The sequence below is a fragment of the Mesorhizobium sp. M8A.F.Ca.ET.218.01.1.1 genome (genome assembly GCF_004791165.1).
Classification (GTDB): domain Bacteria; phylum Pseudomonadota; class Alphaproteobacteria; order Rhizobiales; family Rhizobiaceae; genus Mesorhizobium.
The window spans coordinates 333,974-356,821 of record NZ_SRUZ01000006.1 but is presented as its reverse complement, the minus strand read 5'-3'; the positions used below and the strand labels follow the sequence as shown (position 1 = coordinate 356,821).

Genomic DNA, 22,848 nt, shown 5'->3' with positions numbered 1-22,848 from the left:
GGACTGCGGACTGCTGGCCTCAATGCATTGAACCTTATTGCAAAGTGCCGGCATTTTATTGCGTGGACTGACCGTGGCGGGGGCGCCTAACTCAAGGAGGGATTGGGAGCGCCTGCTCTAAGGGGGCTAAGTGCATGGCGTTGTTCTCAAGGCGCTCTTTTGAGTGCGCGGATTTTGAGTGCGCGGATTTTGACGGCGAAGCGGTCGGACGCCGCTCCTGTATGCCGCTCCTGGCGGGGAGCCGACTTCCCCGGGTTGCAGAATCTCCGGTGGCCGGAAACCCTCGTCTGGCAGTCATGGCAGCGCGGCTGACCCTGTTGCTTGGTGCCACGGCTCTGAGCGGTTTTGCCCTTCTGCACACAAGCCCAGTCCATGCGCAGGTCGTGATCAATCACGACGGTGCGCCCGGAGACAACGGCGCAAATGTGATCGGCGATGCCGATGCGGATGACGGCCATCCTCCCACCGGACCGGTCAACTACACAAATAATGATCCGCAATCGAGCGTCGGCAGCGCCTTTGTCGGCAGCGCCGTTGGCGGCAGAGGCGGCAATGGCGGCTCGACCGTCGAGCCAACCATTGTCCCTCCCTTCTTCGAGGTCGATGGCGGCAATGGCGGTAATGGGGCCAAGGGTGGCGTCGTCGATATCACGAATACGGCCCAGTTGCAGACCAGTGGCGCCTCCGCGAGCGGCATCAGTGCAAATGCAAGTGGCGGCGATGGCGGCGATGGTGGATTTGCCTTCCATCTGCTGCTGATCAACGGTGGTACCGGTGGCAGAGGCGGCGACGGCGGCACCGCGACCGTGACGACCACATCGACCAGCAACATCACAACGACAGCGGACCTGGCGAACGGTATCACCGTCAACGCCAGTGGCGGCAATGGCGGCAATGGCGGCACCGCCGTCGGCGGCATCGGATCCGGCAAAGGTGGTGATGGCGGTTCCGGCGGCAATGGTGGCTCGGCGTCGGCGGACAATGCAGGCGACATTCACACGCAAGGTACCTTTTCAAAGGGCATCCTGGTTCGCTCGGCCGGTGGCTCCGGCGGCGACGGAGCGCAGGGAACCGGAATTATCAACGGTGGCGGTGGCAATGGCGGCGTGCCGACCGTCGGCGGCTTGGCGGATGGCAAGAATTCCGGAAACATCACCACGATGGGCGACTTCGCCAGCGGTATGGTCATCCAGTCCGTCGGCGGCGGTGGCGGAGATGGCGGCGGAGCCTTCGGCTTCTTCGGCGGCGGCGGCTCGGGCCAAGACGGAAACAATGGCGGCACAGCGACCGGCACCAACACGGGTTCCATCACCACCAACGGCGTCGGCGCCATCGGCATGCTGGTTGAATCGGTCGGCGGTGGTGGCGGCGACGGCGGCGGCGCGATCGGATCGATCGCACTCGGCGGATCCGGCGGCGGCGGCGGCAAGGGCGGCAGTGTCTTCGGCAATCTCGGGGGCTCGATCAAGACCGGCGCCGATGGCAGCGGCGACGGCGCGATCGGCATCGTCATCCAGTCGATCGGCGGTGGTGGCGGCAATGGCGGTTTCGCCATCGCCGGCGGCCCCGTGGTCGCGGTCGGCGTCGGCGGTTCCGGCGGTGCGGCCAGCAATGGCGGCGACGTCAACGTCCAGCAGGCCGCCGGCGGTCCAACGGTCGAGACGAGCGGAATCTCTGCCATCGGCATACTGACGCAATCGGTGGGCGGCGGCGGCGGCAATGGCGGCGGCAGCTATACGGTCAGCGGAGCGGTTTCGGCCTCGATTGGCGGCAAGGGTGGCGCGGGCGGCGCCGGCGGTAACGTCATCTACAATGTCGGCACCTCGCATGTGACGACGCATGGCACCGACTCGACCGGCATCCTGACCCAGTCGGTGGGTGGCGGCGGCGGCAATGGCGGGTTTGCGTTGTCGATCTCCGCGCTTATCTCGGTCGGCGTCGGAGGCGAAGGCGGCCCGGGCGGCAAGGGCGGCACGGTCAACATGACGACCGGCGGCAGCGTCGAAACATTCCAGGATCGCTCCGCCGGCATCATCGCGCAGTCGATCGGCGGCGGTGGCGGCAATGGCGGCGGCAGCGTCGCAGGCAGCGCCGGCGTCAGTGTCGGCATCGGCAGGAAAGGCGCCGGCGGCGGCACCGGCGATGCGGTCACCTTCAACGGCACCCAGTCCGATGTGACGACGCATGGCGCGGATTCGGCCGGCATCATCGTGCAGTCGGTTGGCGGCGGCGGCGGCAATGGCGGCTTTTCGATCGCCGTCTCGGCCATCGTTTCCGTGGGCGTTGGCGGCAGTGGCGGCGCCGCCGGCGATGGCGGCGTTGTCGATGCGCGTTCCAATGGCAGCGTGACAACGTCCAACGATCGGTCGGCCGGCATCATCGTGCAGTCCATTGGCGGCGGCGGCGGCAATGCCGGCGCGGTGATCAGCGGCAGCCTGGGCGTGAATGTCGGCGTGGGCGGCAGCGGCGCGGGCGGCGGCAAAGGCATGGCCGCCAGCTTCTTTACGGACAATTCCGTCGTCAAAACCGCGGGTGCCGATTCGATCGGTATCCTTGTCCAGTCGATCGGCGGCGGTGGCGGCAATGGCAGCTTCGTCGGTGGCCTCGGCTTGGCCGCGTCTGTCGGCATCGGCGGCAGCGGCGGCGTTGCGGGCGACGCCAGTGCGGTCAAGATCACCGACAATGGCGGCTCCGTCACCACGACACGCGAGCGGTCTTCGGCCATGGTGGCACAGTCGATCGGTGGTGGCGGCGGCAATGGTGGCGGCGTCGTCGCGCTCGGTGCCGGCGTCAACATCGGCATCGGCGGAAAGGGCGCAGGCGGCGGCGTTTCCAGCACGGTCGACGTCATCAACGCGGCCGCGCTCAGCACCGGGGGCTACCAGTCGCACGGTATCCTGGCACAATCGATCGGCGGCGGTGGGGGGTCTGGCGGCTTCAGCGTCACCTTGGGCGGCCCGTCCTTCTCGCTGGGCGGTACCGGCGCCTCGGCGGGCACGAGCGAAAAGGTGTTTGTCAACAACTCCGGCAAGATCGATACGGGTGGCGACCTGTCCAACGGCATCTTCGCGCAGTCGGTCGGTGGGTCCGGCGGCGACGGCGGCTTTGCCGTGGCCGGCGGGCTTTTCGCCGCCGTCGGCATCGGCGGCGCGGGCGGCGGTGGCGGCGCGGGTGGCGTCGTCGAGGTTATCAACAACGCCAACATCACAACCAAGGGCGCGCTCTCGAATGGCATACTGGCGCAGTCGGTCGGCGGCGGCGGCGGCAATGGCGGCAGCACCGGGGCCGTTGCCGTTGGCGCGTTCGGCGCGGCCGGCGTGGCGCTTGGCGGCGGTGGCGGCGACGCGAATCTAAGCAAGGAGGTCACGGTCACCCACAAGGGCGACATTCACGTGGCGGGAGCCGGCTCCAAGGGCATTCTTGCTCAGTCAGTCGGCGGTAGCGGCGGCAATGGCGGCAATGCCTATTCCGGCGCCTTCAGCGGCGGTCTTTATTTCTCCGCCGCCGTGGGTGTGTCGATTGGCGGCACTGGCGGCGACGGCGGCCCTGGCGGCAAGGTTACGGTCAAGGCGGACGGCAACATCATTGCCGATACCGATGCGGTCGGGTCGGGCGGCATCGTCGCGCAGTCGATCGGCGGCGGCGGCGGCAATGGCGGGCGGGCGACCACAATCACCGGTGCTGTCAGCACCGACGCCAGTGTCAGCCTGGGTGTTACGGTTGGCGGCTGGGGCGGCGATGGCGGCAGAAGCGACCTGGTGACGGTCGACACTGGCCTGAACGGTGGCGGCAGCATCGTCACCAGTGGCTATCAGGCGGTCGGCATTCTTGCCCAATCGGTCGCCGGCAGTGGTGGCAATGGCGGCGATTCCTGGGGGGCGGCCGGCGGTTACGGCAACGATGTCGCCATCAATGCGACGGTCAGCATCGGCGGCGGTGGCGGCGACGGCAATGTCAGCGATGACGTGCTCGTCCACAACGCCTTGACGGTGCAAACCGCCGGCGACATGAGCGCGGCCATCATGGCTCAGTCGATCGGCGGCGGCGGCGGCAATGGCGGCTCGACCAATGGCGCGACCGCCGATCTCGGCGGCGGCGAGGGGGTCAACGTCGCGGTCAATGTCGGTGTCGGCGGCGGCGGGGGCACAGGCAATACTTCCGGCGCGGTCGACGTGATCAACAGCGGCAACCTGACGACCACGGGCGATTTCTCCTCGGGCATCGTCGCGGAGTCGCTGGGCGGCGGCGGCGGCATGGGCGGCGCGAGCAACGCCAAGGCATTCCATCTGGGCGGCACCAGCGAGACGAGCGTCACCGTCAATGTCGGCATCGGCGGCAAAGGCGGGTCCGGAAACGATGCGGCGATGTTCCGCCTTGATGGCGGCGGCAATGTCATCGGTGCCGGCGTGCATGTCGACAATTCCGGCGTGATCCGGACCCAGGGTTTCAATTCGATAGGCATACTAGCCATGTCGGTCGGCGGCGGCGGCGGCGGCGGCGGAGCGGCCTCGACCGACGAGGAGATCGTCGGTGGCGGCAGCGAGGGCGAGACATCCGTGGGCATCGGCGCGGCCATCGGCCTTGCCGCCGGCGGCGCCGGCAATGGCGGCACCGTGTCGGTCACCAACCGGAGCCTGATCGTCACAGACGGCGCCGATTCCTACGGCATCTCAGCCAACTCCATCGGCGGCGGTGGTGGCGTCGGCGGTTCGGCGACATCGGGCGTTCTCGGCAAATATGCCATCGGCGGCGCGCTCGGCGGGGCGGGCGGCGGCGGCGGCAGTGGCTTCGAGGTCGACGTTTTCAATCTTGGGACGGCCGAAATCTGGACCAAGCAGGAGCGCTCGATCGGCATCTTCGCGCAGTCCGTGGGTGGCGGCGGTGGCGCCGGCGGTGCCGGCGAGAGCACCGGAAAGACCGATGACTCGGAAGTCAGCGTCAACCTCTCGCTCGGCGGATCGGGCAAGGTCGGCGGCGACGGCGGCAAGATCGTCGTCGAAAACAGCGGCTACATCCACACCGAGGCGGCCTATTCGCACGGCATCATGGCGCAGTCGATCGGCGGCAGCGGCGGCGTCGGCGGCGCTTCCGGCACTTCGGCCAAGGACTCCAATGTGGCCATTACGCTCAGCCTCGGCGGAGCCGGTGGCGACGGCGGCAAGAGCGATTTCGTTCATGTCACGAACTTCGACACGGGCGAGATTCTGACCAAGGGCGACAATTCCTATGGCATCTTCGCGCAGTCGATTGGCGGCGGCGGCGGTGCCGCCGGTGCCGGTTCGACCGAGACGGGCAGCGCCGAGACGTCTGTGTCCCTGGCAATCGGCGGCCTGGGTGGAGTAGGCAGCCGCGGGGGTGACGTGACGGTCGACAACCACGGCAAGATCACCACCCTGGGCTACCTCTCGCACGGTATTTTTGCGCAGTCGGTCGGTGGTGGTGGCGGCGCATCGGGTGCCGCGGCCAACGCCTCGAAGGCCGACATGACGATCGGCGGCGCGGCCTCGTTGCCAAGCGGCGACGGCTCCAATGGCGGCCATGTCATCGTCAACAATGACGGCGCCATCGAGACCTGGAAGGATGGCGCGCTCGGCATCTTCGCCCAGTCCATCGGCGGCGGCGGCGGTTATGGCGGCGTGGTGTCAGCAGACACGGCAGGCGATGAATCGGTCGCCCTGCAGCTTGGCGGCTTCGGCGGCAATGGCGGTAATGGCGGGCAAGTGGATGTCACCGTTTCCGGCGCCATCATCACCCATGGCGAACGCGCGCATGGCGTGGTCGCGCAATCGGTCGGCGGCGGTGGCGGCTATGGCGGTGACGCCAAGGGCAAGAGTTCGAACGCGTTGGCCATTGGTGGTGTCGGCGGCAAAGGCGGCGATGGCGGCGACGTCACCGTCATCCGCACCGGCACGATCACCACCACCGGCAAGGATTCGATCGGCATCATCGCACAATCAGTGGGCGGCGGCGGCGGCATTGGCGGAGCGGGCTTCGGCCGCTTTGGCGCCGATGACGACGGCGGCGGGCCAAATGCCATCGGCTTCAACACGCCCGGCGGCACCAAGGGCACCGGCGGCAAGGTGACCATCATCCAGTCAGGCGCGATCGAGACCGATGGCGACCGTGGCCACGGCATCGTCGCCCAGGCGGTTGGTGGCGGCGGTGGCGCCGGCGGCACCGATTCGCTCGGCATGGGCCAGTCGGCCGCGGGCTCGCAAGGTGGTGTCGGCGACGCCGCGGCGGCATCCGCCAGCACCGACAGCCGGGTCTGGGTGAAGGGCGCGAGTGCCTATGCCATGTTCGGGCAGAGCGCGACAGGCAATGGCGACGCCCATGCGGTCGACCTGACGGCGGGTGACAGCCTGTTCGCACAAGGCGCGGATTCGGTGGCTGTCTATGGCGAGAGCACGGCCAAGGGCGCCAAGGGCAACATCACCATCAACCTCAATGGCCAATATACGATCGGTGGGGCCGGAACCGGTGTCGCGGCGATGCTCGTCGGCGGCGCCGACAACACGCTGACCAACCACAGCCTGCTCTACGCGATGGGGGCGACGCCGACTTTCGAGATCCAGGCAGCGCAGTTCCAGGCGTTTCAGGCTTTCCTGCTGGCGCCCGGCCCGGTGGTGCCGACAAACGCGATCCTGGAATCGCTGCTGGACGATTTCAGTCCGCTCGCCATCACCGGCACATCGGGCGATGACCATGTCAACAATTCCAAGGCGGCCGACACGTTGGGACGCGTCATCGGCAACATCGATCTCGGCGGCGGCAACAACAGCTTCCACAATTTCGCCGATTCCTCGATGGTCGGCCTCAAGACCATCGATCTCGGCGGCGGGCTGTTCACCAATGATGGGCTCTATACCAACCAGGGCATCGGCGTGGTTGCGAAAGTGGATGTCGGCGGCGGCTTCAAGCAGGTTCTCTCCGGCGACTTCGTCACCGACGTGGACCTCAACAACCAGATCACCGATGCGCTGGCGCTGACAGGCGCGGGCGACTTCAACGGCGAGGCTCCGTTGAACTTCCTCACGATCGACAAGCTGTTCACCGAATATGTGGTGGCCAAAGGCTCGGCGATGACCGATTCCGGCATCGACGCGAAAACCCTGCATCCGGCGGTGGGCTTCAACTTCCAGTTCAAGGTGGATAACGGCACCGATCTCGTTCTCTACGCCGACAATCCGACCTTCCTCGAACTGGCGCAGGATCCCGGTTCCGGAACCACCGATCCGGGCGTGTTCCAATTGGCGCAGTATCTCGACGACGTCGAAGCGGCCTCGACCCCGGACAACCCGATGGCCCGGTTGATCAACATGCTGCGCTTCCTGCCCAACGAGCAGGAACTGGGTGCCGCGCTGACGCGACTGACGCCGCACTATGCGGTGCATACGTTCGACATGATCAACCGCGAGGCCGATATCATGTTGGAAACGGCGCGCGAATGCACCGGCGTGCCGGCCTACAAGAACCCCGACGGCCGCTGCATCTGGGCGACGATCAGTCCGCAGGCCGAATACAGTCGCGACGCGGGTGCCGGGACCACCAGCCGCGACGACGTCCTGAAGACCATGTCGCTTGGCGGCATCGGCGAGGTCGGCCAGAACTGGTCGCTGGGCGCCACCATCGGCCGTACGGAATTCGACTCCAAGATCGACGCCAACGGCGAACCGCTGTCACAAACCACCGGTGAGGCCTGGCAGGCCTATGCGCTGGCGAAGTACGCCGACAAGAATTACTTCATCGACTTCGCGCTCGGCGGCGGCACCGGTTCCTTCAAGGGCGAGCGCGATACCCATATCGATCCGGCGTTCTTCATTCCCGGCGAAACGCTGATCGGCGATTATCTGGACGAGGAAATGCTGCCCGGGATCGGCAACAGCGTCACCTACACGCAGAAGACCGCTCAGTTCGGTGGCTCGGCACGGCTTGGCTTCACGCAACAGATGGGCGCGTTCTACCTGCAGCCGACCTTGCAGTTCGACGCGCGCTGGCTGCGTGTTTCGGGAAAGGAAGAGGGGTCGGCTGCCGGTTTCAACTTCGACGGATCGGCGGACACCTTCTATGCGGCGACGCCGGCGCTCGAAATTGGAACCGACATCGCACTCAGCGACATTGCCAGCCTTCGCCTCTATGGAAAGGCTGGGGTGGAGTTTTCAACCAAGGAGTGGGAGATCGAAGGACGCTTCGCGGCTGCGGAGAATCTGCCCGGCAACCCGGCATTGCACTTGACGGAGGCGATCGATTCGCCGCTCTATCGGGTCGGCGCCGGCCTCGAGTTGAATGGCGTCAATGGCGTCGGCATGTCCGTCAGGTATAGTGGCGCCTTCGGGGAAACGGTCAAACAGAATGCAGTCAGCGCGTCTCTCAAGGTCAGTTTCTAGACTGGCTCGAGGCGGAGCCCGGCGGGAGAGATCTTGATGAGGAAATACGCGTATTTCGCAGCCGTGCTGGGTGCTGCCTGTATCGCAGGCCTGCCGGCCATGGCGGCGCAAACCAAGAGCGACAAGGTGACGGCAACGCCGCCCGCCGCGGCTGACGCGCCGCAGCTGCCCGGCGGCGCTTCGGCCTTGTCCGAAACCCATGGCGACTGGACGGTCAATTGCCAGATATCGGGCACCAACAAGGTCTGTAGCCTGTCGCACCAGCAGTTCAACAAGCAAAGCAACCAGCGGCTGCTGGCGATCGAGCTGTCGAGCAAGACCGGCGAGGATGCGACCGGAACCCTTGCCCTGCCGTTCGGCCTGGCGCTTGCCAAGGGCGTCACGCTGACCATAGACGACCAGAAGCTCGACGGCAGCCTGCCGTTCAACACCTGCCAGGTGGTCGGCTGCCTCGTGCCGGTGGCGTTCGATGCCAATGTCACGCCGCTGCTCAAGAACGGCACCACGCTCAAGATCGATGCGTTCGCGGCGGATACGGGGCAAGTCGTAAGCTTTTCCATTCCGCTCAACGGCTTCGGTGGGGCGCTTGCCCGCACCGCGGAGCTTTTGGCCAACTGACGGCTTAGACCGTCACCGCAAGCGACAGGGTGTTGGCGGTAAATGCTTGCGCCGACACTTGTCAGACGATGATCGTTTTCAACCGCTCGGCGATGAGCGCGGCGAGCCGCGCCGCCACTTCGTCCTTGGTCATTTCAGGCCATTCCTCGACGCCGGCCTTCGACACGATCCGCACCCGGTTGCGATCGCCGCCCATCACACCTGAAGGACCGATACCGCTGGTATGCGACACATCGTTGGCGACGATGAGATCGGCCCCTTTCTTCCTGAGCTTGGCCTCGGCATTGCGCAAGAGATCCTGTGTCTCGGCCGCAAAGCCGACGACCAGGCCTGGTCGCTGCTTGTGGTGGCCGACGCCCGCCAGGATGTCGGGGTTCTCGACCATGCGCAGCATCGGCGGGCCTTCGCCCGCGGCCTTCTTGATCTTCTCGCCGGCCGAATTCTCGGTGCGCCAGTCGGCAACGGCGGCGACGAACACCGCGGCGTCGGCGGGCAGAAGCTGTTCCACCGCGTCGCGCATCTCCTGCGCCCGTTCGACATGGACGGTCTTCACCCCGGCCGGATCGGCAATGGCGACGGGGCCGGTGACGAGGCGCACGTCGGCGCCGAGCCTTGCCAATGCCGCGGCGATGGCGTGGCCCTGCTTGCCGGACGACCGGTTGGCGATATAGCGCACGGGATCGATCGGCTCGTGTGTCGGGCCTGACGTGACGATGATCTTGCGCCCCGCTAGCGGCTTGGGGCCGGCATCGAGCAGCGCCTCGACCGCTGCGACGATCTCCAGCGGTTCGGCCATGCGACCTTCGCCGGCCTCGTTGCTCTCGGCCATCTCACCCTTGGCGGGGCCGACGAAGGCGATGCCGTCCTTGCCCAATGTCGCGCGGTTGCGGCGGGTGGCAGGATGCGACCACATCTTCGGGTTCATCGCCGGGGCCATCAGCACCGGCTTGTCGGTGGCGATGAGCACGGTCGAGGCCAGATCGTTGGCGTGGCCATTGGCGAGCTTGGCCATCAGGTCGGCGGTGGCGGGCGCCACCACCAGGAGGTCCGCTTCGCGCGACAGCCTGATGTGGCCGACATCGTGTTCATCGTTGCGGTCGAACAGGTCGGTGAAGACATGGTCGGCGGAGAGCGCGCCGACCGACAGCGTCGTCACGAATTCCCGCGCCGCCGACGTCATGACCACCCGCACCGCCGCACCACGCTCGCGCAGCCTGCGGATCAGGTCGAGCGCCTTGTAGGCGGCGATGCCGCCGCCGATGATCAGCAGAATGCGTTTGTTGGAAAGCGTGCCTCGCGGCAAGCTCTTGCCTGCCAAGGCTGACGCCGGGGTGCCTTGCGAATTGGCCAGTTCGTGGAGGGCTTTCTCGATCTGGTCGAGACGGCCTACCGGGCCGATCTGGCCGTCGACAGCGGCCCGGATCATCACCCGCGCCTGTTCTTCCATGGAGCGATCGTTTTCCGCCGCCAGCCGGCGCAGCAGTTCCTTGACCTCATCGTCAAGGTTGCGGATGGTGATGCTGGCCATATGATTGCACTCTACTCATCTTGTCTGATAGCGATGATAGCAATGCAATCAAACTGCCGCAAGCCGCTGGCCCCCTCGGCGGCCTAAAGCAGCTTCCAGGCAATATAGACCAGCGTCAGCGCGATCACCCACAGCGCCACGCGCCCGGATCGGCTGTAGCGCGCCTCGGCCTTGCCGATGGCGCGGGCGGTGGTCTCGTCGAAGCGCAGCCCGTGCTCCGCCATCAGGTCGATTTCGCGTGACAGCCGGTCAGTGCGCGCCGCAAGCTCCGGTGCCTGGCGCACCAGCGCCAGCAGCGCCTTGGTTCCGTCGCGGGCATCCACCATAAGACCGCGCGGCCCGAGGTTACCGGCGATCCAGCCGCCGACAACCGGTTCGGCGGTCTTCCACATGTTGAAGGCCGGGTCGAGCGTGCGCGCCACGCCCTCGACCACCACCATGGTCTTCTGTAGCAGGATCAATTCAGGCCGCGTCGCCATGTCGAAGAGTTCGGTCACCTCGAACAGCAGCGTCAAAAGCTTGGCCATCGAAATCGTTTCGGCGGGCTGGCCGTGGATCGGCTCGCCGATCGCACGGATCGCCTGCGCGAAGGCAGAGACATTGTGCTGGCGCGGCACATAGCCGGCCTCGAAATGCACCTCGGCGACGCGCAGATAATCGCGTGTGATGAAGCCGTAGAGGATTTCGGCGAGGAAGCGGCGCTCCTTCTTCCCGAGGCGCCCGGCAATGCCGAGATCGACGGCGACGATGGTGCCGTTTGCCTCGACGAATAAGTTGCCCGGATGCATGTCGGCATGGAAGAAGCCGTCGCGCAGCGTATGGCGCAAGAAGGACTGGATGAGGTTGGCGGCGATCGCCTTCAGGTCATGGCCGGCGGCTTCGAGGCCGGCGATGTTGTTCATCTTGATGCCGTCGACCCATTCCATGGTCAGCACGTCGCGGCCGGTGCGCTCCCAGTCGACGGTTGGGACACGGAAGCCGGGGTCATCCCTGGTGTTCTCGCCGAGTTCGGAGAGTGCCGCCGCCTCGAGGCGCAGGTCCATCTCGATCCTGGTGGTCTGGGCCAGCGTCTCGGTCACTTCGACCGGCCGCAGCCGGCGCGAGGAAGGGATGTATTTTTCCTGCAGGCGAGCAGCGAGAAAATAGCTTTCGAGATCGTGGAAGAAGCGGCGGCGAACGCCCGGCCGGATCACCTTCACCGCCACCTGGGTGGCCACGCCGTCATGCATGGTGTCGGCGGTATGCACCTGGGCGATGGATGCGGCCGCAACGGGATCGCCGAACCGCGCATAGAGATCGCCCACCTTGCGCCCGAGCGAGGCCTCGATGGCCGCGATCGCTTCGGCCTTCGGGAAGGTGTGCATTTTATCCTGCAGCATGGCGAGATCGAGCGCCATGTCGTTGCCGACGACATCGGGCCGCGTCGCCAGGAACTGGCCAAGTTTGACGTAGGAAGGGCCGAGCCGGACCACCGCCTTCGCCAGCCGATCGCTGCGCTCATAGGCGAGCGCGCGGCGGCGGGTGAACAGCCGCGCCAGCCGCCAGCCGAATTTGGGCAGGCCGGACAGTTCCTCGCCGGGCAGAGCAGCGACGACGCCCTCGCGCACCAGCACCCAACCGGCCCGTATGAGCCGGAATCCCGCGCTGACGGTGCTCATGGCCGCGTCCGCCCCACCGGTTCATCGAACTGGAGCAAGGCGCGTCGCGTGCAGGAGATGGGCGACGGCTTCAAAGCTTCCAGCCCGAATGCAGGGCCGCTATGCCGCCGGAATAGTTGCGGAAGGAGACGCGCTCGAAGCCGGCGCGGGAAATCATCGCCGCGAAGTTTTGCTGATTGGGGAATTTCGCGATCGATTCGACCAGATAGGAATAGGGCTCGCCGTCGCCGGTGACCATCTTGCCGATCTTGGGAATGGCATTGAACGACCAGGCTTCGTAGACCTTGTCGAGCAGCGGCATCTCGACCTCGGAAAACTCCAGGCACAGGAGGCGGCCGCCGGGCTTCAGCACACGGAACGCCTCACCCAGGGCCACGTCGATATGCGGGACGTTGCGAATGCCGAACGCGATGGTGTAGGCGTCGAAACTGGCGTCAGGGAACGGCAGTTCCTCGGCGTTGGCCTCGACGAAGTCGGTGTTGCCGGACAATCTCTTCTTTTCAGCCCTGTCGCGGCCGACGGCGAGCATCGAGCCGTTGATGTCGAGCACGGTGGCATGCGCATGGCCATGGCTGGCATCGACGATGCGGAAGGCGATGTCTCCGGTGCCGCCGGCAACATCGAGCACGCGCCAGCCGGCGCGCTTGGGCGGATTGAGCCAGGCGACCATGGCGTCCTTCCACAGCCGGTGCAGGCCGCCTGACATCAGGTCGTTCATAAGGTCGTAGCGGTTGGCGACCTTGTGGAAAACATCGTTGACCAGGGACTGCTTCTCGCCTTCCCCTACACGCTTGAAACCATAGGAGGTTTCCATGCCGCCGGCGGCCGTGGTTCTCTCAACTGACATTTTTTTGATCCGTCATAAAACCGGCGGGACCATAGCCGATCGATGATGCGGGCGCTATTGTTTAAGGCGCGGTGTTCAGCCGCGCTTCCAGGTGGTGGGTTTTCAAGACCTGGACTGACCGACGGGATGTTTGAATGCCTTTGAAAGCGGAACTGCACTGCCACATTGAAGGGGCAGCGGCGCCCGAGCTCGTCATCCGGCAGGCGCAGAAATACGGCAAGGATACCTCGCCTTATATCCAGAACGGTTCCTTCGTCTGGCACGATTTCACCTCCTTTCTGGCGGCCTACGACTTTTCCGCCGACCTGTTCCGGACCGAGGAGGATTATGCGCGGCTGGCCGACCATTATCTGACCAGCCTGGCCCGCGACGGGGCAATCTACTCCGAGGTGTTCACCTCGCCGGACCACGCGACGAAAGCCGGGCTGTCACCCAAGGCCTACACCGACGCGCTCGGCGAAGGCATGCTGCGCGCCAAGGCCAAGACCGGCATAGAGGGCCGCATGATCGTCACCGGCGTGCGCCATGTCGGCGTTGAATCGATAGAGCGGGCGGCACGCTTCGCGGCGCGCTGCGGCCATCCGCTGGTCACCGGCTTCGGCGTCGCCGGCGACGAGCGCATGGGCGACATGGAAGACTATGTCAGGGCGTTCGAGATCGCCCGCGAGGCGGGGCTCGGCATCACCATCCATGCCGGCGAACTGACGGGCTGGGAGACCGTCCAGGCGGCACTCGACCATATCCGCCCATCGCGCGTCGGCCATGGCGTGCGCGCCATCGAAAACCCCGACCTTGTCCGGCGCATCGCCGACGAGGGCGTCGTGCTGGAGTGCTGCCCCGGTTCCAACATCGCGCTCAAGGTGTTCGACAGTTTCGCCGATCATCCGTTTCCGGCCCTGCAGGCGGCCGGCTGCAAGGTGACGCTCAACTCCGACGACCCGCCCTATTTCTGGACCTCGCTGAAGCGCGAATACGACATCGCCGCCGAGCATTTCGCGATGAATGAGAAAGCGCTCGCCGCGGTCACCAGGACGGCTATCGAGGCGGCTTTCGTCGACCGCAAGACCAAAGCAGCGCTTCTTGGCCGGCTGAACAGCGCCGCTCGCTGATTTCTTCCGACAAAGCTGTGGTCGATGCGGGCCAAGCGGTTCCTTGGCCGGTCCAATACCGCTAGGGTTCGCCCAAGCAGCTTGAAGCGCGACAGGTCCGAAAGGGTCCATGCGCGCGGTTTCGGGCGACACCGCATCAGGAGAACATCATGAAGGGCGTCACCGTCGTCGACCATCCGCTTGTCCAGCACAAGCTGACCATCATGCGCAAGAAGGAGACATCGACCGCCGGCTTCCGGCGATTGCTGCGCGAGATTTCGCTGCTGCTCGGCTATGAGGTGACCCGCAACCTCGAACTGACCACCACCACCATCGAGACCCCGATCGAGGAGATGGAAGCGCCGACGCTGGAAGGCAAGAAGCTGGTGTTCGCTTCCGTGCTGCGCGCCGGCAACGGCCTGCTCGAAGGTCTGCTCGATCTGGTGCCGGCGGCCCGCGTCGCCCATATCGGCCTCTACCGCGACCACGAAACGCTGGAGGCGGTGGAATATTTCTTCAAGGCGCCGAGCGATCTCGCCGACCGGCTGGTCATCGTCGTCGATCCGATGCTGGCGACCGCCAATTCGGCGATCGCGGCCATCGATAAGCTGAAGGGGCGCGGCGCCACCAACATCCGCTTCCTGTGCCTGCTGGCGGCGCCCGAAGGCATCGAGCGCTTTACCAAGGCACATCCGGATGTCCCGGTCTTCACCGCGTCCATCGATCGCCAGCTCAACGAGAAGGGCTACATCATGCCTGGTCTCGGCGACGCCGGCGATCGCATGTACGGGACGAAGTAATACCAAGCAAAGTGCTTGGTATGATTTACCAAATGTTTACGCAAAGACGCGGTTTCGGCACGCGTTAAAGCGGCAAACACCATCCAGCGCTAATGAATCGGCTCTCACTACAGCGCCGTGTCTCCATTCGGACGCACAAAAGGACGCTGTAGCACTTTGTTTTTTGCGCATGAGCCTTTCCGAAAATCGATCTCGATTTTCGGGGTCATGCGGCGAGGCCGATCCATGCTGCGCAAGCTTCTTATTCTCAGCGTCTTTGCCGGTGCGTCGGCATCGATCCCGGTTGTCTACCAGTCGAATCCGCGAATATTCGAAAACCTGCTGAAATCGGCTGTGACGGCCAAGCCCGGGGCGGAGACGCAACCCGAGGTCAGCCTGGCGTCCGTTCCCGACAAGCCGGTGGCGCCGCTGCCAACCGGCCGCAAGGTCGTGGTTGCGGCGGACGGGCGCGGACACTTTTCGTCCACCTTCAGGCTCAACGGCCGTCAGGTCGACGGCATGATCGACACCGGTGCGACGCTGGTGGCGGTCAATATGTCGACGGCACGCCGGATCGGGCTGTCGCTCAATCCCTCCGATTTCAGCCACGAGGTCAACACCGCCAACGGCACCATCAAGGCAGCCGTGGTGATGATCGACCGCCTGCAGATCGGCAGCATCAGCGTCGACGGAGTGCAGGCGATCGTGCTCGACGACAAGGCACTGGGCACCAACCTGATCGGTATGAGTTTTCTCAATCGGCTCGGCAAATACCAGGCCGAGAACGGCACGCTGCTGTTGGTTCAGTAGGGTGCAGTCAGCCGCGCGGCAGAATCCGCCGGATGACCGACTTGTCGGCGGACGGCTTCGAAGCACCGATCGCATAGGCTGAAAGCACCGCCGCGGCTGCCGCTTCGGCATCGGACGGTGAGCGGGCATGGATCAGCGCTAGCGCGTCTCCGGCTTTTACTTCCGCGCCTATGGGCAGCAGCCTGGTGATGCCGACGGCGGGATCTATCTTGTCGTCGGGCCGGGTGCGCCCGCCGCCCAGCCCGACCACGGCGAGGCCGATGTCGCGGGTGGCTATATTCGTGACGAAACCCTCTGTCGTCGCCTTGACGGCGAATTCCGTTGCCGCCTCGGGCAGGTATTTTTCCGGCTTCTCGATGAAATCGGCCGGACCGCCAAGCACGGTCACCATGCGCGCGAAGGTGGCGGCGGCACGGCCGCTGGCCAGCGTCTCGGTGGCGCGACGCATGCCGTCCTGGTTGGACGATACCAGCCCCGCCGACTGCAGCATTTCAGCGGCAAGCGCCAGCGTCACATCCTCCAGCCGCCGGTCACGCAAGCGGCCGGTCAGAAAATCGACGGCATTGCGCACCTCGACCGCATTGCCGGCGGCCGAGGCCAGCGGTTCGTTCATGCCGGTGATCAGCGCCGAGACCTTCAGCCCAGCGCCGCCGGCGACCTCGACCAGGCTGTTGGCGAGCGCGGTCGCATCACGGGATTTCTCCATGAAGGCGCCGTTGCCGACCTTGACGTCGAGCACCAGCGATTGCAGGCCCGCCGCGAGCTTCTTCGACAGGATCGATGCCGTGATCAGCGGCACCGACTCCACGGTTCCGGTCACGTCGCGGATGGCGTAGAGCCGGCGATCGGCGGGTGCCAGATCAGCGGTCTGGCCGATGATGGCGCAGCCCGTTTCCAGCACCGCCTTGCGGAACAGCGCGATGTCGGGCTGGCTGGTGTAGCCGGGAATGGCATCCATCTTGTCCAACGTGCCGCCGGTATGGCCGAGGCCTCGGCCCGAGATCATCGGCACATAGGCGCCGCAGGCGGCGACGATCGGCGCCAGCATCAGCGAGACATTGTCGCCGACGCCGCCCGTCGAATGCTTGTCGGTGACGGGGCCTGGCAAATCCGACCAGTCGAGCACGTCGCCGGAATCGCGCATGGCAAGCGTCATCGCCACGGCCTCGTCGCGGTTCATGCCGTTGAAGAACACCGCCATGGCGAAGGCCGCGACCTGGCCGTCGGTTACGGTGCCCGACGTCACGCCGTCGATGAAGGCGGCGATCTCGTGAGGCGCCAGCCTGTGGCCGTCGCGTTTGTGACGGATGATTTCCTGTGGAAGCATCAGCTCTCCAGCAGCCCGTCACGGAACACGCGCTGCAGCACCGTTGCCAGCCGCGATCCGCCAACCGGCGCCATGTCCTTGGTTTCCTGGTGCGAAAGCTCGGCTCCGGTCATGCCGGCGGCCAAATTGGTGATGACCGAGCAGGCGGCGACGCGCAGACCGAGGAACCGGGCGAGAATGACTTCCGGCACGGTCGACATGCCGACGGCGTTGGCGCCCATGATGCGCGCCATGCGGATTTCGGCCGGCGTCTCGAAGCAGGGGCCTGAGAACCACATATAGACGCCCTTGTGCAGCGCTGTGCCCGTCGCCTTGGCCGCGCGTTCGATCGCGTCACGGATGCCGGCATCGTAGGCTTCGGTCAGGCCGACGAAGCGGCGGTCGCTCGGCTCGCCGATCAGCGGATTGGTGCCGGAGAAGTTGATGTGATCGGTGAGCAGCATCACCGAGCCCGGCGGCATGTCCGGATCGACCGAGCCGGCTGCGTTGGTGAGGATCAGTTTTGTGATGCCGATGCCGGCAAGCACTTCCAGCACCGGACGCATCGCCGCGGCGTTGCCATGCTCATAGTAGTGGGCGCGGCCGGACAGCATCAGCACCGGAACGCCGGCAAACAGCCCGGCGACCACTTCGCCGGCATGGCCGCTGACACCGCTTCTGGGAAAGCCGGGCAGGGCGGCATAGGAGACGCGGATGGGATCCTCGATCCGGTCGACAAGGTCGCCCAGCCCCGAACCCAGCACCAGCGCGGTCGACGGCGCCAGGCCGTCCAGCCTTTCGATAAGATGGTCCAGCGCTTTTTCCGTCATCTCGGCCTACGCTTCATTTGAGCCAGCTTTGCATGTGAGCCAACGCGTCATTTGAGGATATCGCCGCGAAAGCCATAGGGCAGCATGTCGCCCATGGTCACGGTCTCGGCCACGCCGGTGTTGTCACAGAGGTAGAGTTTCGTTTCCGGGCGGCAGAATTCGGCCAGCCGCTGACGGCAGCCGCCACACGGCGAGCATTTGGCCATGCGTTCGGCAAGGACGGCGATTTCCACGATCTTGCCGCCGCCGCCCATGATGTAGTGGCCAAGCGCGGTGGTCTCGGCGCACCAGCCCTCGGGATAAGAGGCGACCTCGATGTTGGCGCCGGTGAAGACGCGCCCGTCCTCGGTGCGCAAGGCGGCACCCACCGGGAATTTCGAATAGGGCGCATAGGCCTTGGCCATGGCGGCCTTGGCCGCTTCGAACAGATCATGCGACATTCAGGTGTTCTCTCCGATGATCGTGTCCAAAACCCGGCGTGGGGAGTCTTGTCCTAGCGTTCCTTGACGTAAGGCACGCCGCCGGCGCGCGGCGGGATGGCCTTGCCGATGAAGCCGGCGAGCAAGATGACGGTCAGCACATAAGGCAGCGCCTGCATGAACTGCACCGACACCTTGCCGACAATGGGCAGCGGTGTCCCCTGCAGGCGGATCGACGCCGCATCGAGGAAGCCGAACAGCAGGCAGGCGAACATGGCGTTGACCGGCTTCCATTTGGCGAAGATCAGCGCGGCCAGCGCGATGTAGCCCTTGCCCGCCGTCATGTCCTTCACGAAGCCGCCATTCTGCACCATCGAAAGATAGGCGCCGGCGAACCCGGTCAGGATGCCGGTGCAGATCAGCGCCCGATAGCGCAGCCAGGCGACCGAGATGCCAGCCGTGTCGACCGCGGCCGGATTTTCGCCGACCGCGCGCAGCCTGAGGCCGAAGCGCGTGCGAAACAGCACCCACCAGGTGAACGGCACCATCGCAAAGGCGAAATAGACGAGGATCGAATGGCCGGAGATCAGTTCGGCATAGATCGGACCGATGATCGGCACGTCCCTGGCCGCGTCGGCGCCAGGCCAGATGATCGCCTCGAACCGCTCGCCGGGTTGCAGCGCCGGCGTGCGGCCACCCTGCTGGAACCAGGCCTGGCCGAGGATGATGGTCGATCCGGCGGCGACGAAGTTGATCGCCACGCCCGAAACGATCTGGTTGCCGCGATGGGTGATCGAGGCAAAGCCGTGCACCAGCGCGAAAGCGACAGAGATCAGGACCGCCATGCCGAGACCGATAAGCGCCGAGTGGAACACGGAAGCCGCGGCAGCCCCCGCGAAGGCGCCGACCAACATCTTGCCTTCGAGGCCGATGTCGAAAATGCCGGCCCGCTCCGAATAGAGGCCGGCGAGGCAGGCAAGCAGCAGCGGCACCGACAGGCGGATGGTCGAGTCCAGCACCTGGATGATTGCGTTGAAGATGTCCATCTCAGGCGCCCTTCCCGTTGACAGCCTGCATGCCCACCGATTTCGGGCTGAACGAGGCGAACAGAGCCTGGATATAGGGCCTGAACATGTGCTCCAGCGCGCCGGCGAAAAGGATGACCAGGCCTTGAATGATGACGATCATGTCGCGGCTGATCGCCGGCATCTCGAAGGCGAGTTCGGCGCCGCCCTGGTAGAGCATGCCGAACAGGATCGCCGCCAGCACGATGCCGACCGGATGCAGGCGGCCCATCAGCGCCACCGCGATGCCGACGAAGCCGGCGCCCGAGACGAAGTCGATCGCGACATTGTGCTGGTCGCCCATCACCGGGTTGAGCGCCATCATGCCGGCCAGCGCGCCGGAGATCATCATGGCGGTGATGATGATGCGCGTTTCCGAAATGCCGGCATAGCGGGCCGCCTTCGGGCTGTGGCCATAGGTGCGCATCTCGTAGCCGAGCCTCGTGCGCCAGATCAGCAGCCAGACCAGGAAGGCCATCGCCAGCGCCAGCAGGAAGCAGATGTTGAGCGGGGCCGAGCGGATCTTGGCGCCGAACAGTTCGATGATCCAGTTGAGCTTCGGCAGTTCGGCGCCGGCGAGGAAGTTGCGCGTCTGCGGCGCCTGCGACCCTGCCGGTTTCAGCGGACCGACCAGCAGGTAGACCATGATCGAGGCGGCGATGAAGTTGAACATGATCGTGGTGATGACGATGTGCGAGCCGCGCTTGGCCTGCAGGTAGGCGGGGATCAACGCCCACAACGCGCCCACGAGCGCCGAGGCCACGATGGCCAGCGGAAAAGTCAGCCACCAGGGCAGTGTACTGTCGAAGGAAAGACAGACGATGGCGATGCCGAGGCCGGCGATGTAGGCTTGGCCCTCGGTGCCGATGTTGAACAGGCCGCAATGTGCCGCCACCGCCACCGAAAGCCCGGTGAATATGAAGGTCGTGGCATAGAAGAGGGTGAAGGCGATGCCCGTTCCCTTGCCGAAGGCGCCTTCGACCAGGATGACGGCGGCGCGGAACGGGTTTTCGCCGACCAGCATGACGACGAAGCCGGCGACGATGAAGGCGACCGACAGGTTGATCAGCGGGATCAGCCCGTAGTCGGCCCAGGCCGGCAATTTGGCGTAAGGCGTGCTCATTGCGCGGCCTCCTGATGCTCGACACCGGCCATCAGCAGGCCAAGCTCGCCTTCGGTCGCCTCGGGGCCGCGCTCGCCGACGATGCGGCCGGCAAACATCACCAGGATGCGATCGGAGAGCGAACGGATCTCGTCGAGTTCGACCGAGACCACCAGCACCGCCTTGCCCTGGTCGCGCATGGCGATCAGGCGCTTGTGGATGAATTCGATGGCGCCGACATCGACGCCGCGCGTCGGCTGGCCGACGATCAGCACGCCGGGGTCCTGTTCGATTTCGCGCGCGAGCACGATCTTCTGCTGGTTGCCGCCGGAAAAATTGGCCGTCTTCAGGCGCGGATTGCCGGGACGAATGTCGTATTTCTCGATCTTGTCCTTGGCATCGGCCATGATGGCGTCGATGTTGAGGAACGGTCCCCTGAGGTAACGGGGATCGTCGTGGTAGCCGAGGATGGAATTCTCGTTTTCCTCGAAAGCCAGCACCAGCCCGACATGATGGCGGTCTTCCGGCACGTGGGCGAGGCCGCGGTCACGCAATTCGCCGGGATCGGCCTTGCCGGTGAGATCGATCGGCTTGCCCTCGAGCATCACGGAACCGGAAACGGCGTGCCTGATGCCGGAAATCGCCTCGAGCAATTCGGATTGGCCGTTGCCGGCGACGCCGGCGATGCCGACAATCTCGCCGGCGCGCAAGTCGAAGGAGACGTCGTCGACCATGGTGACGCCGCGGGAATCCCTGACCGTCAGGTTCTTGACCGCGAGCTTGACGGCACCGGCCTCGGCGTCGCCCTTTTCGACCCGGAGCAAGACGCGCCGCCCGACCATCAGCTCGGCCAGCTCCTCGACGGTGGTTTTCCTGGTCTCCCGGGTCGCCACCATCGTGCCCTGACGCATGACCGACACGGTGTCGGTGATGGCCATGATCTCGCGCAGCTTGTGGGTGATCAATACCACCGTCTTTCCCTGTTCCTTCAACTGTCTGAGGATGCGGAACAGGTGGTCGGCCTCGGCCGGGGTCAAGACGCCCGTCGGCTCGTCGAGGATCAGGATTTCGGCGCCGCGATAAAGCGCCTTCAGGATTTCGACGCGCTGCTGCAGGCCGACCGGCAGTTCCTCGATGATCGCATCGGGATCGACTTCCAGCCCGTATTCGCGTTCCAGCCGGTCAAGCTCGGAGCGCGCCTTGGCGATGCTGCTCTTCAGAAGCGCATCGGTTTCGGCGCCGAGGATGATGTTCTCCAGCACCGAGAAATTGTCGACCAGCATGAAATGCTGGTGCACCATGCCGATGCCGAGCGCGATCGCGTCGTTGGGGGTCTTGATCGACGCCGGCTTGCCGCCGACACGGATCTCGCCGCTGTCGGCCTGGTAGAAACCGTAGAGGATCGACATCAGCGTCGACTTGCCGGCGCCGTTCTCGCCGACGATGCCGTGAATAGTGCCGCGCGCGATCTCCAGATTGATGTCGCGGTTGGCGCGCACCGCGCCAAAACTCTTGTTTATGCCTGTCAGTTCGATTGCGGCTTGCGCCATGCAGCCTGTCCCACTCTTATTTTTTTATCGCTTGGTCAAAATGCCTAGCATGACGCTCCGCCCATGCCAATTGTCCGGAGCAGCGTCCACTCTCGACAAATCCGCGCGCGCTTGTCAATTTCGAACGTGGCCGAAGCTCTCGCATTCGCTAATATGGCGAGGTCGATTTGACGTTGCGGCGCAAGGTGTCGCGGTACGAACTGGGGACTTTGCATGATCATGCCCGCCGACCGGCTGACGACGCTGGAAATCCGCGCCGCCGAGCAGGAGAAGACCATCGAGGAACTGTCGGGCCAGATTGCCGAGCAGTGGAAGGTGATCGAACGCATGCAGCGCAAGCTCGATGCGTTGACCGACCGCTTCCTGGCCCTTGAAGAGCAGGCGGCACCGGATGTGCCGGTGACCAAACCGCCACACTGGTGAGGAGAAGGGGAGGGTCCTGGCCATGGCCGGTGAAAGCGACCGCATCGCAAGGGCCGGCGATTATGTGCTCGGCCTGATGAACGATGCCGAGCGCGAGCGGGCCGAGCGCGACCTCGAGATCGACCCTGCCTTCCGCGACGCGGTGGTGCAACTCGCCGAACGCATGCATGTTTTCGACCGTGCCGAAAAACCAGCCGGCGCCAATCATTGGGCGCTGGTCACGCAACGCCTCGCCGAATTGCCGCAAATGCGCAGCGTTGGCCTGGGCGGCAACGATGCCAAACCGCCGACAGTGATCCGAAGCCTGTCCCGACAGCCGTACGGCGTTGGCGTGCACGCGCTGGGCGGCCGGCGTGGGTACGTGGTCGCTATGGCACTGATCGCGGCCTTCGCGCTGGGTTATCTCGCCGGCAAGCTGTAGGCCGACACAAAACCGCCG

Annotated in this window: 16 protein-coding genes; 7 read left to right on the top strand and 9 right to left on the bottom strand. The window is 65.3% G+C overall.

Annotation, left to right across the window (positions count from 1 at the left end):
- Positions 1-296: 296 nt before the first annotated feature.
- Positions 297-8,387, top strand: a complete 8,091-nt coding sequence (locus EN861_RS36660; RefSeq protein ID WP_281041222.1) for an autotransporter outer membrane beta-barrel domain-containing protein — start codon at positions 297-299, stop codon at positions 8,385-8,387.
- Positions 8,388-8,423: 36 nt separating this feature from the next.
- On the top strand, positions 8,424-9,005 hold the full coding sequence (locus tag EN861_RS22950; RefSeq protein ID WP_127869972.1) for an invasion associated locus B family protein: 582 nt from the start codon (positions 8,424-8,426) through the stop codon (positions 9,003-9,005).
- 61 nt (positions 9,006-9,066) lie between these two features.
- On the opposite strand, the gene coaBC is transcribed toward EN861_RS22950, so the two are convergent.
- The 3 genes from coaBC to ubiE form a co-directional block, all read right to left on the bottom strand.
- A complete protein-coding gene (coaBC, locus tag EN861_RS22945; RefSeq protein WP_210235193.1) occupies positions 9,067-10,533 on the bottom strand; it encodes a bifunctional phosphopantothenoylcysteine decarboxylase/phosphopantothenate--cysteine ligase CoaBC in 1,467 nt (488 codons plus the stop codon).
- A gap of 83 nt (positions 10,534-10,616) precedes the next feature.
- The gene (gene ubiB, locus EN861_RS22940; protein WP_135865708.1) at positions 10,617-12,191 is read right to left on the bottom strand and encodes a 2-polyprenylphenol 6-hydroxylase; all 1,575 of its coding nucleotides are present in this window, start codon (positions 12,189-12,191) and stop codon (positions 10,617-10,619) included.
- Between the two features lie 70 nt (positions 12,192-12,261).
- The gene (ubiE, locus tag EN861_RS22935; RefSeq protein ID WP_127280961.1) at positions 12,262-13,038 is read right to left on the bottom strand and encodes a bifunctional demethylmenaquinone methyltransferase/2-methoxy-6-polyprenyl-1,4-benzoquinol methylase UbiE; all 777 of its coding nucleotides are present in this window, start codon (positions 13,036-13,038) and stop codon (positions 12,262-12,264) included.
- Positions 13,039-13,172: 134 nt separating this feature from the next.
- Between ubiE and EN861_RS22930 the strand changes: the two genes are divergently transcribed.
- From EN861_RS22930 to EN861_RS22920, 3 genes are all read left to right on the top strand, one after another.
- Positions 13,173-14,147 (top strand): adenosine deaminase, encoded by a 975-nt coding sequence (locus EN861_RS22930; RefSeq protein WP_135865706.1) that lies wholly within the window; start codon positions 13,173-13,175, stop codon positions 14,145-14,147.
- Positions 14,148-14,296: 149 nt separating this feature from the next.
- Positions 14,297-14,926: a uracil phosphoribosyltransferase gene (gene upp / locus EN861_RS22925; RefSeq protein ID WP_095199484.1), complete on the top strand. Its 630-nt coding sequence runs from the start codon at positions 14,297-14,299 to the stop codon at positions 14,924-14,926.
- 225 nt (positions 14,927-15,151) lie between these two features.
- Complete coding sequence (locus tag EN861_RS22920) at positions 15,152-15,715, top strand: TIGR02281 family clan AA aspartic protease (protein WP_135865702.1); 564 nt, start codon at positions 15,152-15,154, stop codon at positions 15,713-15,715.
- Positions 15,716-15,722: 7 nt separating this feature from the next.
- On the opposite strand, the gene deoA is transcribed toward EN861_RS22920, so the two are convergent.
- The 6 genes from deoA to EN861_RS22890 are packed head-to-tail and all read right to left on the bottom strand — an operon-like array spanning position 15,723 to position 21,986.
- Entirely contained in the window at positions 15,723-17,042 is a 1,320-nt protein-coding gene (deoA, locus tag EN861_RS22915) for a thymidine phosphorylase (RefSeq protein WP_127280031.1), read from the bottom strand.
- Positions 17,042-17,851: a purine-nucleoside phosphorylase gene (locus tag EN861_RS22910; RefSeq protein ID WP_127869966.1), complete on the bottom strand. Its 810-nt coding sequence runs from the start codon at positions 17,849-17,851 to the stop codon at positions 17,042-17,044. The genes deoA and EN861_RS22910 overlap by 1 nt, the downstream gene beginning before the upstream one ends.
- 47 nt (positions 17,852-17,898) lie before the next feature.
- Positions 17,899-18,291, bottom strand: a complete 393-nt coding sequence (gene cdd, locus EN861_RS22905; RefSeq protein WP_127280033.1) for a cytidine deaminase — start codon at positions 18,289-18,291, stop codon at positions 17,899-17,901.
- Between the two features lie 53 nt (positions 18,292-18,344).
- Complete coding sequence (locus tag EN861_RS22900; protein ID WP_127280034.1) at positions 18,345-19,316, bottom strand: ABC transporter permease; 972 nt, start codon at positions 19,314-19,316, stop codon at positions 18,345-18,347.
- Between the two features lies 1 nt (position 19,317).
- Positions 19,318-20,457, bottom strand: a complete 1,140-nt coding sequence (locus EN861_RS22895; protein ID WP_127280035.1) for an ABC transporter permease — start codon at positions 20,455-20,457, stop codon at positions 19,318-19,320.
- Positions 20,454-21,986 (bottom strand): ABC transporter ATP-binding protein, encoded by a 1,533-nt coding sequence (locus EN861_RS22890; RefSeq protein WP_127869965.1) that lies wholly within the window; start codon positions 21,984-21,986, stop codon positions 20,454-20,456. The genes EN861_RS22895 and EN861_RS22890 overlap by 4 nt, the downstream gene beginning before the upstream one ends.
- Positions 21,987-22,202: 216 nt before the next feature.
- On the opposite strand from EN861_RS22890, the gene EN861_RS22885 reads away from it, so the two are divergent.
- Both EN861_RS22885 and EN861_RS22880 read left to right on the top strand, forming a co-directional pair.
- On the top strand, positions 22,203-22,409 hold the full coding sequence (locus EN861_RS22885; RefSeq protein WP_123151274.1) for a SlyX family protein: 207 nt from the start codon (positions 22,203-22,205) through the stop codon (positions 22,407-22,409).
- Positions 22,410-22,431: 22 nt separating this feature from the next.
- On the top strand, positions 22,432-22,830 hold the full coding sequence (locus EN861_RS22880; protein ID WP_135865700.1) for a hypothetical protein: 399 nt from the start codon (positions 22,432-22,434) through the stop codon (positions 22,828-22,830).
- The last annotated feature ends 18 nt before the right edge of the window (positions 22,831-22,848 follow it).

Coding starts and splice junctions, on each gene's coding strand:
- EN861_RS22950 (WP_127869972.1), top strand. CDS start 8,424: ATGAGGAAATACGCGTATTTCGCAGCCGTGCTGGGTGCTGCCTGTATC.
- coaBC (WP_210235193.1), bottom strand. CDS start 10,533: ATGGCCAGCATCACCATCCGCAACCTTGACGATGAGGTCAAGGAACTG.
- EN861_RS22920 (WP_135865702.1), top strand. CDS start 15,152: ATGCTGCGCAAGCTTCTTATTCTCAGCGTCTTTGCCGGTGCGTCGGCA.
- ubiE (WP_127280961.1), bottom strand. CDS start 13,038: ATGTCAGTTGAGAGAACCACGGCCGCCGGCGGCATGGAAACCTCCTAT.
- EN861_RS22880 (WP_135865700.1), top strand. CDS start 22,432: ATGGCCGGTGAAAGCGACCGCATCGCAAGGGCCGGCGATTATGTGCTC.
- EN861_RS22900 (WP_127280034.1), bottom strand. CDS start 19,316: ATGGACATCTTCAACGCAATCATCCAGGTGCTGGACTCGACCATCCGC.
- EN861_RS36660 (WP_281041222.1), top strand. CDS start 297: ATGGCAGCGCGGCTGACCCTGTTGCTTGGTGCCACGGCTCTGAGCGGT.
- EN861_RS22890 (WP_127869965.1), bottom strand. CDS start 21,986: ATGGCGCAAGCCGCAATCGAACTGACAGGCATAAACAAGAGTTTTGGC.
- ubiB (WP_135865708.1), bottom strand. CDS start 12,191: ATGAGCACCGTCAGCGCGGGATTCCGGCTCATACGGGCCGGTTGGGTG.
- deoA (WP_127280031.1), bottom strand. CDS start 17,042: ATGCTTCCACAGGAAATCATCCGTCACAAACGCGACGGCCACAGGCTG.
- EN861_RS22930 (WP_135865706.1), top strand. CDS start 13,173: ATGCCTTTGAAAGCGGAACTGCACTGCCACATTGAAGGGGCAGCGGCG.
- EN861_RS22910 (WP_127869966.1), bottom strand. CDS start 17,851: ATGACGGAAAAAGCGCTGGACCATCTTATCGAAAGGCTGGACGGCCTG.
- cdd (WP_127280033.1), bottom strand. CDS start 18,291: ATGTCGCATGATCTGTTCGAAGCGGCCAAGGCCGCCATGGCCAAGGCC.
- EN861_RS22895 (WP_127280035.1), bottom strand. CDS start 20,457: ATGAGCACGCCTTACGCCAAATTGCCGGCCTGGGCCGACTACGGGCTG.
- upp (WP_095199484.1), top strand. CDS start 14,297: ATGAAGGGCGTCACCGTCGTCGACCATCCGCTTGTCCAGCACAAGCTG.